The organism is Brevundimonas pondensis (assembly GCF_017487345.1).
Classification (GTDB): domain Bacteria; phylum Pseudomonadota; class Alphaproteobacteria; order Caulobacterales; family Caulobacteraceae; genus Brevundimonas; species Brevundimonas pondensis.
The window spans coordinates 294,965-311,876 of sequence record NZ_CP062006.1 but is presented as its reverse complement, the minus strand read 5'-3'; the positions used below and the strand labels follow the sequence as shown (position 1 = coordinate 311,876).

General features: G+C 64.3%; 13 protein-coding genes. 4 read left to right on the top strand and 9 right to left on the bottom strand.

Going from position 1 to position 16,912, the window contains the following annotated elements; translation table 11 throughout:
• Positions 1-13: 13 nt before the first annotated feature.
• Both IFE19_RS01735 and IFE19_RS01730 read right to left on the bottom strand, forming a co-directional pair.
• Complete coding sequence (locus IFE19_RS01735; RefSeq protein ID WP_207825153.1) at positions 14-3,061, bottom strand: TonB-dependent receptor domain-containing protein; 3,048 nt, start codon at positions 3,059-3,061, stop codon at positions 14-16.
• A gap of 58 nt (positions 3,062-3,119) precedes the next feature.
• Entirely contained in the window at positions 3,120-4,475 is a 1,356-nt protein-coding gene (locus tag IFE19_RS01730) for a dicarboxylate/amino acid:cation symporter (RefSeq protein WP_404822149.1), read from the bottom strand.
• 234 nt (positions 4,476-4,709) lie between these two features.
• Between IFE19_RS01730 and IFE19_RS01725 the strand changes: the two genes are divergently transcribed.
• Both IFE19_RS01725 and IFE19_RS01720 read left to right on the top strand, forming a co-directional pair.
• Entirely contained in the window at positions 4,710-6,548 is a 1,839-nt protein-coding gene (locus IFE19_RS01725; RefSeq protein WP_207825151.1) for a sensor histidine kinase, read from the top strand.
• Entirely contained in the window at positions 6,545-7,888 is a 1,344-nt protein-coding gene (locus IFE19_RS01720; RefSeq protein ID WP_318780462.1) for a sigma-54-dependent transcriptional regulator, read from the top strand. The genes IFE19_RS01725 and IFE19_RS01720 overlap by 4 nt, the downstream gene beginning before the upstream one ends.
• Before the next feature lie 25 nt (positions 7,889-7,913).
• On the opposite strand, the gene IFE19_RS01715 is transcribed toward IFE19_RS01720, so the two are convergent.
• The 6 genes from IFE19_RS01715 to IFE19_RS01690 all read right to left on the bottom strand — a co-directional run bounded on the left by IFE19_RS01715 (position 7,914) and on the right by IFE19_RS01690 (position 12,917).
• Positions 7,914-9,275 (bottom strand): transporter, encoded by a 1,362-nt coding sequence (locus tag IFE19_RS01715; RefSeq protein WP_225910348.1) that lies wholly within the window; start codon positions 9,273-9,275, stop codon positions 7,914-7,916.
• 17 nt (positions 9,276-9,292) lie between these two features.
• A complete protein-coding gene (locus IFE19_RS01710) occupies positions 9,293-10,138 on the bottom strand; it encodes a Crp/Fnr family transcriptional regulator (RefSeq protein ID WP_207825149.1) in 846 nt (281 codons plus the stop codon).
• A gap of 87 nt (positions 10,139-10,225) precedes the next feature.
• Positions 10,226-10,957, bottom strand: a complete 732-nt coding sequence (locus tag IFE19_RS01705; protein WP_207825147.1) for a hypothetical protein — start codon at positions 10,955-10,957, stop codon at positions 10,226-10,228.
• A gap of 5 nt (positions 10,958-10,962) precedes the next feature.
• Positions 10,963-11,676: a C39 family peptidase gene (locus tag IFE19_RS01700; RefSeq protein WP_207825145.1), complete on the bottom strand. Its 714-nt coding sequence runs from the start codon at positions 11,674-11,676 to the stop codon at positions 10,963-10,965.
• Positions 11,673-12,104: a hypothetical protein gene (locus IFE19_RS01695; protein ID WP_207825143.1), complete on the bottom strand. Its 432-nt coding sequence runs from the start codon at positions 12,102-12,104 to the stop codon at positions 11,673-11,675. The genes IFE19_RS01700 and IFE19_RS01695 overlap by 4 nt, the downstream gene beginning before the upstream one ends.
• A 69-nt stretch (positions 12,105-12,173) precedes the next feature.
• The gene (locus tag IFE19_RS01690) at positions 12,174-12,917 is read right to left on the bottom strand and encodes a hypothetical protein (protein ID WP_207825141.1); all 744 of its coding nucleotides are present in this window, start codon (positions 12,915-12,917) and stop codon (positions 12,174-12,176) included.
• Positions 12,918-13,380: 463 nt separating this feature from the next.
• Between IFE19_RS01690 and IFE19_RS01685 the strand changes: the two genes are divergently transcribed.
• The gene (locus IFE19_RS01685) at positions 13,381-14,820 is read left to right on the top strand and encodes a glycosyltransferase family 2 protein (protein WP_225910347.1); all 1,440 of its coding nucleotides are present in this window, start codon (positions 13,381-13,383) and stop codon (positions 14,818-14,820) included.
• Here IFE19_RS01685 and IFE19_RS01680 read toward each other — a convergent pair.
• A complete protein-coding gene (locus IFE19_RS01680; RefSeq protein WP_207825137.1) occupies positions 14,807-15,856 on the bottom strand; it encodes an endo-1,4-beta-xylanase in 1,050 nt (349 codons plus the stop codon). The genes IFE19_RS01685 and IFE19_RS01680 overlap by 14 nt on opposite strands.
• Before the next feature lie 302 nt (positions 15,857-16,158).
• Here IFE19_RS01680 and bcsS point away from each other — a divergent pair, with 302 nt between their 5' ends.
• Positions 16,159-16,869, top strand: a complete 711-nt coding sequence (gene bcsS, locus IFE19_RS01675) for a cellulose biosynthesis protein BcsS (protein ID WP_207825136.1) — start codon at positions 16,159-16,161, stop codon at positions 16,867-16,869.
• Positions 16,870-16,912: the final 43 nt, after the last annotated feature.

Here is a 16,912-nt window from a genome sequence, read left to right as displayed (position 1 = left end):
TCGCCCCCCCCGATCAGAACGACTTGCTGGCGTTGACGTACAAGTAGCGCCCCCAGGGGCTGTGCACCGCCCCCCGATAGCCGCCGTCAGCCAGCGGCGGCCCCTGATCCGTCAGGTCGCGCACGCCAAGACGCAACCGGGTCTCGGCGGGGAATTCATAGTCCACATAGGCGTTGATCGTCTGACGCGAGTCGACCACCCAGGCTTCGTTGGAGGCGCCCAGCAGGCCAGGCTGGTCGAAGTCGCTGATATACTGGCTGGACACGCCGGCGTGGAACGGACCCTTGCGCCAGGTCAGGCTGGCGTTGACCCGCCATTCCGGTCGACCGTTCTGGCCCACCAGTTGGGCCGTTTCCGGCAGGGTGGTTCCGGCGTTGATCGTGCCGGCGGCGCGGGCGGCGTACAGGGCGTTGACGATGTCGCCGGGATCGCGGGCGAATTCATCCAGCTTGCTGGCGTTCAGGTTGACCATGAAGGTGCCGAAGCGCGTGCGTCGCAGCGACCAGTTCATCCCCAGATCCAGACCGCTGACCGTCTGCGGCTGCAGGTTGATGAAGCGGTCATTGATCGAGACCACTTCGCCCACCGGCGTCAGGCCCGTGCCTTCGAACAGCAGGATGTCCTCGGGCGTGGCGGCGCGACGGTTCACCAGCGGGTTGGAACCGCCCTCGACGCGATTCAGATAATCCAGCGCCAGAGCCGTCTGGGCGCCCAGAAGACCGACGATCTTCTCCTGCTCGATGCGCCAGCGATCGACGGTGAAGGTAAAGATTCCGAAGCGATCGGGAATGAAGGACGGCTGCAACACCAGACCATAGGAGCTGTTGGTGCTCTCTTCCGGCTCCAGATCCGGGTTGCCCGCGACCAGCAGCGACGCGCCTGAGGTGTTCTGGGCGCAGGCCGAGAAGCTGGCGATGCGCCCTGCACGCAGGTCGGCTTCGCAACGGACATAGTCCACGCCGCTGGCCAGACGCGAATATTGCGTGGCGTTGGTCTGTTCCAGGTTGGGCGCGCGGAAACCTTCGGAATAGGAGCCCCGGACGCGAACGCCCGGCACGACGTCCCAGGCCACCGCCACCTTGGGCTTGGCAACCGAACCGAAGTCCGAATAGTGCTCGTAACGACCTGCCAGCTGCATATCCAGCTGATAGATCAGAGGAATATTCATCTCGGGCGAGACCAGAGGCAGGGCGAACTCGATATAGGTCGAAAAGACCTCCCGGCTGCCCCGGGTGTCGGGGTTGGGGCTGACCGCCGAGACGTTCGACAGATTGGTTTCGCCGGTCACCATGTCGGTGAAGGTGAAGGTCCCGTCCACATTGGCGTCGCGATCATCCTTCTGGGTCTCACGACGCGCCTCGATGCCGACGGCCATGCCTGCTGGTCCGGCCGGCAGGCTGAACAGATCGCCGCGCGACAGCTTGAAGTCCGCCATGGTCAGGGTCGTGCGCGACAGACGGCGCATGTCGAAGACGATGGCGTCGATCGCCGCTCGTGAGCTGGGTGAGCAATCGCCATAGCTGGTGGTGGCGACACAGCCGCCGCTGAAGGGGTTGTAGGCGTCGGGCGTGGACAGGGCCAACTGCTTCTGCAGCGCCGTCATGTTGATGTTGGGCGAAACGTCCTCGGCTTCGGCCTCCGAATAGACCAGAGCCGTTTCCCAGTCGAAGCCGCGCCATTCGCCGCGCAGGCCGCCCAGGACGCGCGCCTGATAGTTGTCGACCTTCACCACCTGGAAGCCGGTGTCGACAAAGCGGTAATTGGTCATCAGCACCGGCAGACCGGCTGTCGGAATGCCGGTCAGGCCCGGCAGCCGGTTGGGGTTGGCCGAACCGTCCGCGAAGGTCACGGGGCCGAACGGATTGTAATAGTTGCTGGCCGGGATCCATATCTGGTTCAGGTTGACCACCGGCGGCTGCACCGCGCGACTGTGCGCGCTGTAGTAGCCGATCTCGCCAAAGGCCTCGACGGTGTCGGTCAGGTCATAGCGACCGGTCAGGAAGAGGTTCAGCCGTTCGACCGAAGGCCGCACCGTCGTCTCGTGACGGGTGTCGTAGCGCATCTCACGGTTGGTGGTGTTGAAGTTGTGGTTGCCGCTGGCGATGCAGATGTCGTTTCCAACGCTGACGCCGCAGCCGAAGCCGGTCGGCTGGAAGCGGAAAGCCCCCGCCGTGTTGGTCACGGCGGTCCCGTTGGAGCGGATCACCGCGCGCGACCCGACCGACAGACGGGCCCAGGGCGTGTGCGACGAACGACCGTCCAGGGACTGGACGTTGGCGAAATCCGCGTAGTCGGCGAACAGCGGACGAATATCGTCCGAGCGGGTGAAATCCTGGTCCGACGCCCACAGGGCCGTCCGCTGGGCGTAGTTGGCGAACAGCGAGACGTTGCCGCGGTCGAAATTCTTGCCGGTGAACAGATTCAGCTCGGTGTCGCGCATCTGCGTGCCTTCGGCGCCGCCGTATCGGGCGCTGACCGTCAGACCGTCGATATTGTCGCGCAGGACGGTGTTGACCACGCCTGCCACGGCGTCGGCGCCATAGATGGCCGCCGCACCGTCCAGCAGCACCTCCAGCCGCTCCAGCCCTGACACCGGGATGGCGTTGGAGTTATAGCTCAACACCGGCACAGTGCCGGTGTCCGAGGTGCCCTGGCTGGTCGGGTGCTGGACCAGGCGACGCCCGTTCAGCAGCACCAGGGTGTTGCCCACGCCAAGCGAGCGCAGATTGACCGAGTTCACGTCGCCCCGCGCGGAATTCGAAGTCTGCGGATTATTGGCGGAGTCGAACAGGACGTCGCCCATCTGCGGAATGGTGCGCAGAAGTTCATCCCCGGTCGTGGCGCCGGTCGCCTCGATCTGTTCGCGGTCGGCGACCACCACAGGCAGGGCGGCGGTGGTCCGGGCGCCGCGGATATTGGTGCCGACCACGACCACGTCTTCAACCTGAGACGCCTGCTCGCCGCCGCCGACGGCGGGCGCTTCCTGGGCCAGGGCGGCGCCGGCGAACAGGACGGCCGATGCCGTGCTCGCCATCAGGACGATCTTGGATTTCATTTTCATTTTCCGCTCCCTTGCGCCGCCTGTTGCCGACGGTCGCGTTCTTGAAATTTTCAGTGTGTCAGTCGTCAGCCAGGACCAGATCGTCCCCCGGTCCCGCCGCCGGGTCAGGCGCGGCGGCCAAGGGTTGGGGCCCGCCGTCCAGAGCCGCCTTGAGCGCGTCGCGATCCAGCTCGCCTTCCCACCGGGCGACGACGATCGTGGCCACCGCATTGCCGATGAAGTTGGTCAGGGCGCGGCACTCGCTCATGAAGCGGTCGATACCGAGGATGAGGGCCATGCCCGCCACCGGCACAGTGGGGACGACTGACAAGGTGGCCGCCAGGGTGATGAAGCCCGCGCCGGTGATCCCGGCTGCGCCCTTGGACGACAGCATGGCCACCAGCAGCAACAGGATCTGGTCTTGCAGGCTGAGGTCGATGTTCAGCGCCTGGGCGATGAACAGGGCCGCCATCGTCATGTAGATATTGGTGCCGTCCAGATTGAAGGAATAGCCGGTGGGCACAACGAGGCCGACGACCGACTTGGACGCCCCTGCCCGCTCCATCTTGGAGATCAGGCTAGGCAAAGCCGCTTCGGAACTGGAGGTGCCCAGCACCAGCAGCAGCTCTTCCTTCAGGTAACGGATCAGCTTCAGGATGTTGAAACCGTTGGCGACCGCCACCAGCCCCAGAACCCCGACCACAAAGATGGCGGCCGTCAGATAGAAGGTGGCGATCAGGGCGAACAGGTTGGCGACCGAGGCGATGCCATAGGCGCCGATGGTGAAGGCGAAGGCCCCGAAGGCGCCGATGGGCGCGGCCTTCATCAGGATGGCGACCAGCTTGAAGAAGGCTGCGCTGACCGATTCCAGGAAGGTCATTACCGGCTTGCCCAGATCGCCGATCATGGCCAGGGCGATGCCGAACAGGATCGAGACGAACAGGACCTGCAGGATGTTGCCGGTCGAGAAGGCGCTGACGACCGTGTCGGGAATGATGCCGGTCAGGAAGCCGACGATGGTGCTCTCATGCGCGGCCTGGGCGTACTGAGACACCGCACCGGCATCCAGGCTGGCGGGGTCGATGTTCAGACCACGTCCGGGCTGGACGATGTTGGCCACGATCAGGCCGACGATCAGGGCCAGTGTCGAGAAGACGAGGAAATAGCCGAACGCCTTGGCCGCCACCCGACCGACCCGGCCGATGTCGCGCATCCCGGCGATGCCCGTGACGATGGTCAGGAAGATCACGGGCGCGATGACCATCTTCACCAGCTTGATGAAGGCGTCGCCCAGGGGTTTCAGACTCTCGCCAAAGGTTGGCCAGAAGTGACCGATGGCCCCGCCGAGAACGATGGCGACCAGCACCTGGAAATAGAGATGCCGATAGAAGGGGCGGCGTACGACCGTCGCCGTCTCTGATGCGTTGGGGATCAAGAAGGTCGCTCCTGACGGCGAGCCAAGGCGCTCGCGGTTTCCTCGGCGTGCTCTTCGTCACGCTTGCGCCTCAGTCTGCGTCAGTCACCGCGCGCCGCCAACAAGAGCCAAAATTCTATTGAATTAATTGAATTTAATAGGAAAAATATTCAACTCCGGCACGCTGGCGCAGTTTTTGTGCATGAAATCGCTCAAAAATATGGCCCATCTGTGCGAAATACCGCACAAACAATCATGACCCGCCCACCCCCGCCTTCAATCGACGCCGCGCCACGAACAGGCAATCGACGCGCCCTGGCGGTGCTGGCCGCGGCCTGGCTGGTCACAAGCCTCGTCGGCGCCTATGCCGCCGGCGAAACCGCACGTCGCGACTCCGAAACCGTGCTCGCACGACAGTCGGAAAACGCCGCCGCGCTTCATGCCGCAGTCCTTCGCAGCGAGCTGGAGAAATACCGTTCCCTGCCGCCCGCCATGGCCACGGACGCCGATGTCGCGCGTCTTCTGCAAGAGCCCGACAGCACAGATGCGACGGCGCTGAACCAGAGGCTCGAGGCCCTGGCCGATCAGACCCGCGCCTCGGCCATCTATGTCATAGCCGCAGACGGCGTGACGCGGGCGGCCAGCAACTGGCGTCGGCACATCAGCTTCCTCGGCGCCGACTATGGCTTCCGCCCCTACTTCATCAAGGCCATGCGCGACGGAGCGGCCGAATTCTTCGCCCTGGGCACGGTCAGCGGAAAGCCAGGGCTGTTCCTGGCGCGACGCGTCGTCGCCCCCGACGGGCGCGCTCTCGGCGTTGTCGTGGTCAAGGTCGAGTTCGACGCCCTGGAAGCCGAATGGCGATCTTCAGGAGAACCCGCCTACGTCGCCGATCCCGGCGGCGTGATCCTGATCACCAGCGTCCCCGCCTGGCGTTTTCGCACCTTGCGTCCGATGGACGCCGCGAGCCGCAGACTGACCCTGGCCGATCAGACCCTGGGCCACGGCGCCCTGACGCCCTTGAACTTCCGCACGCCCGCCGACGGGCGATCGCAGATCGTCGAGGCGACGGTCGATGATGCGCCACGTCCCTGGATGCATGCCTCGGCGAAAACCGCGACGCCGGGGTGGACCCTGCACCTGTTGACGCCCACGCGCGGGGCGATCGAGACGGCGGTCGCCAACGCGCGCGTCATCGCCGCCCTGATCATCACCCTGGTTTTCGGCGTCCTGGCCGTCCTGCTACGCCGCCGTCAGCAAACCGCCGCGCGTCACCGCGCCGCCGAGACCGCTCGCCATGATCTGGAACAACGCATCGTCGAACGAACCCGCGCCCTCAGCGAGGCCAACGCGGCCCTGAACCGCCAGATAGAGGAACGCATGCGCGCCGAGGCCAGCCGCGAGGCTCTGCGCGACGAACTGGTGCAGGCCGGCAAGTTGGCGGCCCTGGGCCAGATCGCCGCCGGCGTGGCGCACGAGATCAACCAACCCGTCGCCGCCATCCGGACCCAGGCGGAGACCGCCGCCGCCTATCTCGAACGGGACCAGGCCGCCAGGGCTGCGCGCGCCCTGACCCGCATCGGCGACCTGACGGCGCGCATCGGCGCCATCACCCGGGAGCTCCGTGCGTTTTCCCGCAAGAGCGAGCCCGGTCTGGCGGCGGTCTCTGTAAACGAGGCCATCGACGGCGCCTTGCTGTTGCTCGGCGGCCGCCTGCGTCAGGCCGGGGTCCGGCTGATCCGAAACAAGGATCAGGACGTCGTCGTCATGGCGGACCGATTTCGTCTGGAGCAGGTCATCGTCAACCTGATCCAGAACGCGCTGGAAGCACTGGAGGGCGCGTCCAGCCCTGTCATCACCCTGTCCGCCAGACAGGACGGCGACCAGGTGGAGCTGATCGTCGCCGACAATGGGCCGGGCGTGTCCCCTGAGATCCGCGAGCAGTTGTTCACGCCCTTCGTCACCAGCAAGACGACCGGCCTGGGTCTGGGCCTGATCATCAGTCGCGACATCGTCGCCGCCTTCAACGGCGAACTGGACCTGCGTCCGGCCGAAAACGGCGCCGTCTTCGTCATGACCCTGAGGAGCGCATGATGGACTTTCCGCGCCTCGACGCCGTCGCCCTCATTGAAGACGACGACGACTTCCGCGCCGCCCTGGCCGAACGGCTGGAACTCGCAGGCCTGTCCGTTCGCACCTTTCATTCCGCCAACCCCGCCCTGGCAGAGATCGACGCCGACTTTCCCGGCGTCGTCGTGTCCGCCCTTCGGATGCCCGGCATGGACGGAAGGCAACTGCTGACACGACTCCAGACACTCGATTCCGCCTTGCCCGTGATCCTTATCACCGGCCACGGCGACATCGCTGAAGCCGTGGCCGCCATGAGCGCGGGCGCCTATGACTTCGTGGCCAAGCCCTTTGCTTTCGAACGTCTGCACGAAAGCCTGAAGCGAGCGCTGGAGAAGCGGGCCCTGGTTCTCGACAACCGTCGCCTGGCCGCCCTGTCGTCCGAGGCGGGACTGGAACTGCCGCTGTTGGGCGAAAGCCGGGCGATCCGCGCACTTCGCGCCACCATCGCCCAGATCGCCGACGCCCGCATGGACGTCCTGATCGAAGGTGAAACGGGCGCTGGAAAGGAGGCCGTCGCCCGCGCCCTGCATTACAGCGGACGACGCCGTCCCCAGCCCTTCGTCGCCGTCAACTGCGGGGCCCTGCCCGAGGGTCTGATCGAAAGCGAACTGTTCGGTCATGAACTGGGCGCATTCGCCGGCGCCATGCGTCGTCGCGTCGGCCATGTGGAGCGGGCGCACAACGGCACATTGTTTCTGGACGCCGTCGACAGCATGCCCCTGTCGGTCCAGGTCAAGATGCTGCGCGTCCTTGAAGAGCGGGAAATCCACCCCATCGGCGCCGACACGCCTCGCGCCGTGGACCTGCGCGTCCTGGCCTCGTCGACCGGCGACCTCGGCGAAGCCGTGGCCGACGGTCGGGTGCGCGAGGACCTCTACTACCGGCTGAACGCGGTCAGGCTTCGCATGCCCCCCTTGAGGGAGCGCCGCGAGGACGTCCCCCTGCTGTTCGCTTGCCTTCTGGCCCGCGCCCAGGTTCGGGCTGATGGAGTCACGCCGCCGATTACCGACGCCGTGCGGTCACACCTGCTGGAAGCACCATGGCCCGGCAACATCCGGGAGTTGTCTCATTTCGCCCAACGCTTCGCTCTGGGTCTCGAAGCCTTAGGCGAAGGTCCGCACGGCGAACCCGACAGCGGGCTGTCCGAACGTGTATCCCAGTTTGAACGCCGCATTCTTCACGACACCCTGGAGACGTTCGGCGGCGATATCGCCGAGGCGCTTCTGCACCTGAAGATTCCGAGAAAGACCTTCTATGACAAGTTGAAGCGCCACAACCTCAAACCCGGAGACTTCCGCCGGTAGGCGCGCAGGTCAGATAGCCTTCGCCCTAGAAGACCACCGGCACGCGCAGCACGAAACGCATATCGGGGGCGTCCTCGGTCACGCCGAATTCGAAATTACCGTTCAGGGAGAACCTGTCCGTAATGCGATAGGACATGCCGAAGGTCAGGGCGCCGATCTGAAGATCGTCAGACTTCTCGGTGATGTTGTTCAACTCCGTGCTCGTCGGGCGAATGTAGTTGTGCTTGTAGCCCAATGAATAGGAGAAGCGCTGATTGAGCGCGAAAGCGAAGCCTATGCCCAGGCCGATGGAATCGCCGGGATCGACCCGTCCGATCAGAATGTCGCCTTCCCTCTTGTCGATATCCCTGGGCAGGTGGGCGAAGTAACTGATGTTGGCGAAGATGACTGCCGGATCACTGGGGAACAGCATGCTGAGACTGGGCTCGATCCCCCAGAAGCCCGAACCGGTCGCCAGACGGCTGGCCACGCCGAACTCATCACGCGGGATATCGAACGGCCCTTCGCCGGTGTCGCTCTTCACGCGCAGGCCAGCGACGAACACAGGACGTCCCTTTTCGCCCCCGTTGATCTGATAGCGGATGCCCGCCTCGACATCGCCGATGCCGTCGCCCTTGAGGTCGATGGTCCGGGTCACGGCCTCGTCGCGCTGCTGGACGGTGGTGATGGTGTCATTGCGCTTCAGATAGGGAATGCGCGCATCCACCTCGATGCGATCGGTTATGCCGTAACGCCCTGCAATCGTGGCGCCGAAGGTGTCGCGGTCCGCCTCGCTGGCTTCGATGACCCCGATCTGCAAGCCGGGCACGATCTCGACGCCGCGGAACACCAGGCGATTGGCCGAGGAACGCGTGTATTCCGCCGAAACGTCGAAGGTGAGCCGGCCTTTCGGGCTCAACACCGCGACCTCTTCAGGCACAGCGGCAAGTTGCAGGCGCCGCTCGTTCAACGAGGGCGGCGGCGGCGGCTGAATCGGCGAGCGTCCATCCGGATTCTGACCCGTCGTATCCTGACCCGCGCGCCATGCTTCCAGGCCCGCCGGCCCCAGCAAGGTAGCCCCCGGTGGAACAGACGCGACTTCACTATAGCGGTTATCGACGCGCCAGCGCTCGTCGATGCGTCGGGATTGCGCCTCCAGGAGTTCAGCCTGACGCGCCAGCATGGCTTCCTGTTCACTCAGACGCCGGCTCTGTTCGGCCACTAGAGCTTCGAGCCGGGCCAGGCGAGCAGAGGGGTCTTCCTCCTGGGCGCGCGCCGCGCCCTCCGAGGCGCAGACCATGACGATGGCGAGCGACGACACCCCCAGAAGATGAACGGCCTTACGAAAATACACGTCAGCCTCCCATTCAATATTCGTCAGCCAATCACGCCGCGCGACCACGCGCATTGCCATTTGATGGTGAACTAGAACTCCCGGACCAATGACACCGATGAACCATCGCCGCCGACCGTCGGCCAGCGCGATTGGTAGTCACAGATGAACTTCAGCCTGTAGGCGTCGAGAATCTCGACCCAGCCTCGTTTCATTTCGATCAGACGCTCACGCTTCATGTGCTGGAGCGTCCGGTTCAGGTGAACGATGCTCAGGCCCAGGGCGTCGGACAGCACTTCCTGCGTCAGGGGCATGGGAAAGCGCTCGGCATCCGCCAGACCGGCGACACGGCATCGCTGGCGCCACTCCAGCAGGAAATGCGCCGTACGCTCATGCGCCGACTGCCGCCCCAGACGAACCACATGGTCCAGCAGGCAGGCCTCCTCATAGCGACGCGCGGCGGCAAGGGCGTTGCGCAAACCGGCATGGCGTCCGTCCTGGACCGCCAAAATCTCACGCAGCATCAAGGCGTCCACACACTCGACCCGCGTGACCGCCACGGTCGAGACCTCGTCCAGGGGACGCGGCCGCAGCCCCAGACCGATGGCGTCGCCGGCCATCAGGAAACCGAAAATCTGACGCCGCCCGTCAGGCAAGGACTGCTGCCGGCAAGCCCAACCGCTAACGATCAGGCGAGCTGGAGCGGCCTCGCCCTCGCGCGCGAACTCGGCGCCGGCGGGAATGGATTCACGGTACAGACACAGCTTGCGGACCAGGGCCCGTTCGTCCTCGCTCAACGGGGCGACGGCGCTCAGGACCTTCAGGGCCGCGACATCGGCGGGAGGGCGCTGAGGGCGCCGCAAAGGCGGGCGCGCCAGACGCTCGGCGCGTATGGATTGACGCGCGGCTTCAGAATAGCCGGCGTAGGGAACGCCCATCTGCATCCTCACCCCTCCCCGGGCCCAAATGCTTCCTTAACGAATGGTAAAACGAAGCCGGCGCTCATCCGTTCCGCCGAGCTCCTTTCAGTGCGCAAATCCCATAATATTGCCCCAGTCGATATCCTGGGAAATCTGGGACCCCAGACGCGCGATGCTGTAATCGCGCTGCATTGCTTCGAAGTTCGGCAGGGTCAGCATCAGCTGCATGTCTTGGCGAATGTCGCGATTGTCGGCGGCGTTGAACACCATGTTCTGCAGATGACCGTTGAGCACATTGTGAATCAGGGCGGTCGTGCCGTCGGCGTCGGTCAGGATCATGCCCGTCGAGCCCGGCGACAGGCCCGTCAGATTCAACCCGCCCGCCTGGATGGCGCCCCCGTCCGCAAGAGGAATCCAGCCCGGCAAACCGCCACTCACCTGTTCGGTGACAGGCCCGGTCGGGGTCCAGGTCAGGCGCGTTTCCATCGCCAGGGCCCCGCCGACATAGGTGCGGACCACGGCGCCGAAATCGAAGGTCACGCCGCCCGCCGTCATATAGCCCCCCCGCATATCGGCCAGCTCATCGTCGCTGAGCGGCGTGGCCCCGTCGGGTACGGGCGTCCACAACTCAACGGAGGCAAGGCGCGCGGCCTCTGGCGAAGCCGCGGACGCAGCCGCCAGAGCGTCCTCAAACCCGAAGTCCGCCAGACCTGTCTGAGCGAACTCCGGCTCGGCGGTCGCGCCGGTATGAGAAGAAGCGGCCTGCGCCAGGGCGGACTGGGCCGCCAGCAAGGCCGCCGCGCAGACTCCCCAGGACAGAACTCGAACTCGGAACATTTTCATCACCGCAGGTAGGGATCCAGCGAGAAGGTCGTTGTGATCTGATAGAGCGGCGGCAGCTCCCGGGTCAGTTCGGCCAGTGAATCCGTGGGCAGGGCGCGATCCATCGGCGCCCTAGCGAAAGGCCGCCACTCATCGACGGCGTTGAAGCGATCGGCGGAATCGCGGATCAGGAAGGCGATGCCGTTCCACATCCCGACGAATTCCTCGCGACTGTAGGTTTTCAGCCCCAGGGCCGGGTCCCCGACCAGAACACGATCGGCGGCCAGCCCCTTCACCACCACAAAATGCCGATAGCCATTCAGGTTGATGACGACGATGGCCGGAGCGTGCGCCTCCTCGAGCGCCGCCAGCGTCATGCGAAAGCCGTCGGCCTGGAAGCCGTGGCTGTCCAGATAGCGCTTCATGTCCAGCAGGGAGAAACCGACCCTCTCGATCGCCTGACGGTCGCCGTTCTCGTACATGGAGAGAAAGACTTCGTGTTCGGCGACGTCACGGCCGTAGTGATAGCGCAGCAAGGTCGCTAGGGCGGCAGAGCCGCAGCTGTAATCATATTCCTGGCGCACCACCGTCCGAAAGGGGATGTCGCGATAGCTGACGACCTGGAGCGAATAGGTGCCGCCGCCCTGGCTGAAGCTGACCTGGGCCGCCGCCGGGGCGCCACAGACGACCGCCAGCAGGACCGTCGCTCCGACGCCAAGGAAACGGCCAGTCATTGCGGCGTCACGAGAATGATGCTGAGCGAGCCTTGCAGATTATTGTTGTGGCCGCTGTTGACGACAAAATTGCCGATGCCGGAGAAGCCCGCGAACGCCCCCTCGCTGAGCGTGATATTGCCCGAGCCGACCTGATCGGCGTGAATGCTGTTGCCCGAGTTGACCGCCGACAGGTTCTGGTTGGCGCCGGCGTAGATCTGAATGCCCTGCCGACCGCTTTCTTCCTGCAGCTCCTCAAGGCTCAAGGCCTGAGAGGCCGACACCGCCGACGCTGGAGACGCCACAGCCGTCGAGACTGCGTCTGGCAAGACAGGCGCCGGCAGAACCGGATCGGGAGCCTCGATCTGCGGAACGACCTGGGCTGCGGCCCCGGCGGCGATCATGAAGACCAGCGCACCCGGCAAGACGCCGCTCAGAATGCGAAACATGGGTCACCCTCCTCGAAAGCGAAAAAGAAAACCGGCCAGACGATCCGCCTGGCCGGTTCATTGTTGCTTTCAGCCGCCGTTGCCGAAGGTGACGTTGGCGTTGGCGCTGATCGCCGTCGCAGCCTGATTATTGGATGCGAAGCCCGTGTTGTAGGTCACGGTCTGGATACCCGCGAAGCCGGCGAAGGCGCCGCCGGAGTTGCTGATATCACCGGTGTCCAGCGATCCGCCGTCGTCCTCGCCGCCGACGTTGAAGCTGAAGCCGCTGACGCTGGCGTTCAGGTCCTGAAGCGACAGGGCGACCCGAATATTGGTCGTCGAGTGATCAGAATTATCGTTGTTCGAATCATTCATCGAGTTGTCGTTGAACGAATCCGCCACGGCGACATCCAGATTGGTCGAGTTGTCGTTGTTCGAATCGGTCTGGGAGTTGTCGTTGAACGAATCCGCCACCGACAGGTTGGTCGAGTTGTCGTTGTTCGAGTCCGCCTGCGAGTTGTCGTTGAACGAGTCCGTCACGCCGACATCGAGGTCCGCGGAGTTGTCATTGTTCGAATTCGAGCTGTCATTGAACGAATCCGACACGCCCACATCAAGGTCGGTCGAATTGTCGTTGTTGGAGTCGTTGGTCGAATTGTTGTTCAGCGAATCCGCAAGCCCCACGTCCACATCGGTGGAATTGTCCTGGAGATTGGAATTCTGAACAGTCGAACTGTTCACTTCCGGACCCGCCAGGGCGGCGGTGGCCGGCAGAGCGCCGAACGCCAGAGCTGCTGACAGCGCAAAAGCCGAAGTCATGAGTTTAGTGGTCACGATGAACCCTCCGAAGCTGATTTAAGGAAGGCCCCTCGGCCTCCGCACCCTCCAATCAGAGCGAGGCCGACATGTTCCCGTCAGCTTTCGACCTAAAAGCGCGCGGAAAATCGCCAAAATTCAGACGGTAATCGGTCTCAATTTAACATTTGATCTTTTCATTGACTTTGAAATCTTCAAAATTGAATGAATTGAGTTATCAATTAGAGATTTAAAACATCCATTTTTGGCCACAATAACGTAAACGTGAGCCATAAAAAACAATAATCGCCACCACGACTGGCGCAATAATCACCAGATTTGCTCTCACTCATCGACACAAAAAGTACAAAGCGAAGCAGCTGATGCATCTTCGCGCCCTTGAACGCGTTGCGCAGTCGGTGATCGCCCCGCTGGGGGGCCCTGACCCATTGTCATGTGTTTGACGCCAACCGGCGCCGGCAGTCTGGAGGGGAGTTTCCAGGTGAACGCCATTGATCTGACATCCGGCCAGAATGTCTGGCTAATACTCTTCGCCATCGCGCAAATTCTCTACGCCCTGACCTTCCTGGTCGACTTCTATCTGTTCTCGCGCCCAGTGAATCTGGTGAGCGCGACGACAGCGCCGCCTGATGAAGCCTCGCCGCCGATCCTGATGTTCTATCCGGTCCTTCACGAACTGGAGGAGACGATGCGGACCACCTTCACGGCCCTGGCCCGCATGGACTATCCGAAAGACCGCTGGCGCGTGGTGGCGATTCCGAACGCCGACGACCGCGAGACCATCGCCAGCCTGGAACGGCTGAGATCCGAATTCGGCTTCCTGAGCATCATGGAGGTGCCGCCGACCAGCGACGCCACATGGGATGTCGTGTGGAAAGCCTGGGACCAGAATCCCCGAGCCTACTGGTGGCGGCGGGGACCACATGCGCAGAACCGCGACCTGCCGCCCAAAAAGACCCGCCAGTTGATCTACGCCCTGTACAGGGTGCTCGACGAAACGCCCCAGGGCGAGGACTTCCTGATCGACTACATCGACGCCGACAGCTGCCCGCCGCCGGATCATTTCCGGGCAGGTGCCGCCGGCATGCTGAAGTACGACGTGCTCCAGGCGGAAAACGTCGCGGGCAATCTCAACGCGAGCCTGGCCGCCAGCTGGCACGCCTTCGACCATATGGCCTGGGACGGCCGCAAGTATCGCCATCTGAGCGCAGACGGGAAACATCCCTACTGGGTGCTGGGCAAGGGCGTCTTCTTCCGCGCCTCGGACCTGCAGGCCCTGGGCGGCTTCCATCCCTGGCTGGCGATCGAGGACCCCGAGGTGGGGATGCGCTTCTGGGCGGCCGGCAAACGCCTGGGCGTGATCGAGGAGCCGTTGATCGAGGAAACGCCTCTGACCTTCGGTCGAGGGATCACCCAACGCAAACGTTGGGTTTGCGGCTTCTTCCAGAGCCTGGGACGGCCGCTGGACGAACTGGACTTCACGCCCGTTCAGAAAATGAAAGCCTGGACCAACTTCCTGCCTTGCGCCTCCTTGTGGGTGAATGCGCTCGGCTTCCCCACCGGGGTCTGGGCGCTGACGCTCGGCTTCCACAACGCCGCCATTCCGGCCTGGCTGTTCTGGCTGTCCCTGATCAACGTCACACTTCTGATCCTGACCCTGATCGGGCTCTACGTCAGCACCTGGAAGCGCACAGCCCTGGTCCTGGACAAGACCTCCGACCGGCTGATCTACATGCTGAAGGTCAACCCCCTGTTCCTCATGATCTGGTGGGTGGTGTGGCTGATCCCGCTGTGGCTCGGCTTCTGGATGTTCATGCGCGACGGCGGCCTGGTCTGGGAGCGCACCGAGAAGATCAATGCGAACGAGGCGCTGATCCGCTCAGAACGTCGCGGTCAGGCGTCCATTGTCAGCGGTTCGTGAGCATCGGCGACGCCTTGGCGTCGAGCATGGCCTGCTGGATGGTCCAGTAGACCGGCTTCGGCGTCAGGGCGCCGTCATAGGGCAGGCCGCGGTTCAGACCCGCCGGACTGGCCGTCGGCCGGACGGGCTTCTTCTGCAGCCAGGAGTGGCGGTCGCTGAGACCCCATGTGGTCACCCCGGTCACCGATGCCTGCTCCAGAGCGATGTCGAGATAGGCCTGGACGTGATCCGCGACCTGACGGTCGCGCTCCGCCACATCGCCGCGAAGATCGTGTTCCTTGACGTCCAGCTCGGTGATGGCGATGCCCAGCCCCAGATCGGCGATGCGACTGAAGAAGGGGGCCAGCAGTTCGCGCTTCAGCGGTCCCTTGCCGAGATCCAGATGCGCCTGAACGCCGACACCGTCCAAGGGCGCGCCCCTGGCCTTGAGATCTTCAAGCAGACGCAGGAAGGCTGCGCGGCGCGCATTCTCGACCGGATTGTCGTAGTCGAACCCGTAGTCGTTGACGACCAACCGCGCATGAGGCGCATGGGCCCTAGCCTCATGCAGGGCCCGCGCGACATAGTCGGGACCATAGGCCTTGCGGAAGACGGTCGCGCGCAAATTGTCGCGCACGCCGGTATCGATGGGTTCGTTGACCACGTCCCATTCGTCGACGAAGGCGCCGTAACGCCCGAGCACCGTCTTGAAATAGTCGGCGACAAGGCTCCAGTCGCCAGGGTCGCGCTCCAGCCGCGCTCGGACCCAGGCCGGGGTGCTTTGATCCCACAACAGGGTGTGGCCGCGCACGGCCAGGCCATGCTGACGTGCAAAGGCGACCAATCCGTCGGCCGGTCCGGTGCGCCATTCGCCCGGTCCAGGCTGCAGCGCATCCCACTTCATGTCGATTTCCGGCGTCAGCGAGGCGCAATCGCGCAGCACCGCCTCCGCCAGACGGGGCTCGGCCTCGATCTGGTCGATTCGCACCGCCGCGCCCAGGTAGCGCCCGTCGCGGGCGGCTCCTCGCGACGGGCCGCGACGATCGACGGCGCCCATGCCGCCCTCCGCATCGGTGGAATTCGAAAAGCCCATCAGAGCAGGCGCAATGATTACGCCGCCGAGAAAGCCTCGGCGCGTCGAAGAAATACGCATCAAACCGGTCCGTCGTCGGTGATGTGGGGGTCAGCCTGCCCGATCAGGCTTAACGAGCCGTGCACGGCTCATCACGACGACGCTCTGAAATCAGGCCCCCCTGTTCATTTCATGTCAATTGATAGGGCGGAACTGTGGCATCTGGTGGAACGTTCGGGACGGTCGCCGACTGGCGAGCGGGCCCCTTGAGGGAGGATACAGGTTCGATGCCTATCGCCTTGCGACACAGCCGACCCGCGCTCTTGCTCGCCGCGACTCTCGTCGCTTGCGGCCTGTTCAGCCCGGCCATGGCCCAGGACCGGCCTGCGATCTTCGGCGGCGGCTTCGTCGCAAACGATCAATTCGGCTACCTTGGCGCCCTGGTCCCCCTTCCCGGCGCGCACCCGGATCAGGGGTGGGCCGTGCGTCCCATCGCCTCCGCCGGCAGCTATGATTACCGGCGCGGCGGCTCCGATTTCGACGCGGACTTCGTCAATCTGGAGCTGTCGCTGGTGCACAGACGATCGGGCGAGTGGGGCTATCTGAATCTGGGCGTGGGCGCGCGCTATTCGGACACCGACCTGTCCCGGGACGATCCGCAGAACCCGCGCCAGGGACAGCAGTGGGACGCCCTGCTGTCCGTCGACGGCGCTCGCTACGCGGGGGCCTGGCGCACGGTCGGCTTCGCTTCCTATGGCGTCGATATCGAGGACTACTATGTTCGCGGCGAGGTCACGCGCCAAATGCGGCCGGGCGGGCCGCGTCTGGGCGCCGAGGCCATACTCGAAGGCGACCCCACCTATGATCGTCAGGCCCTGGGCGCGGTGATCGCCTTCGAACCCACGGCTGGAACCGAGGTTCGCGTCTCTGTCGGGGGACGTGTCGGCGATGGCGACACCGAGCCCTATCTGGCTATCGGCCTGAGCCGCAGCTTCTAGACGACCGGATTCCGGCGGCGCTTCCACACGGCGCCGCCGGTTC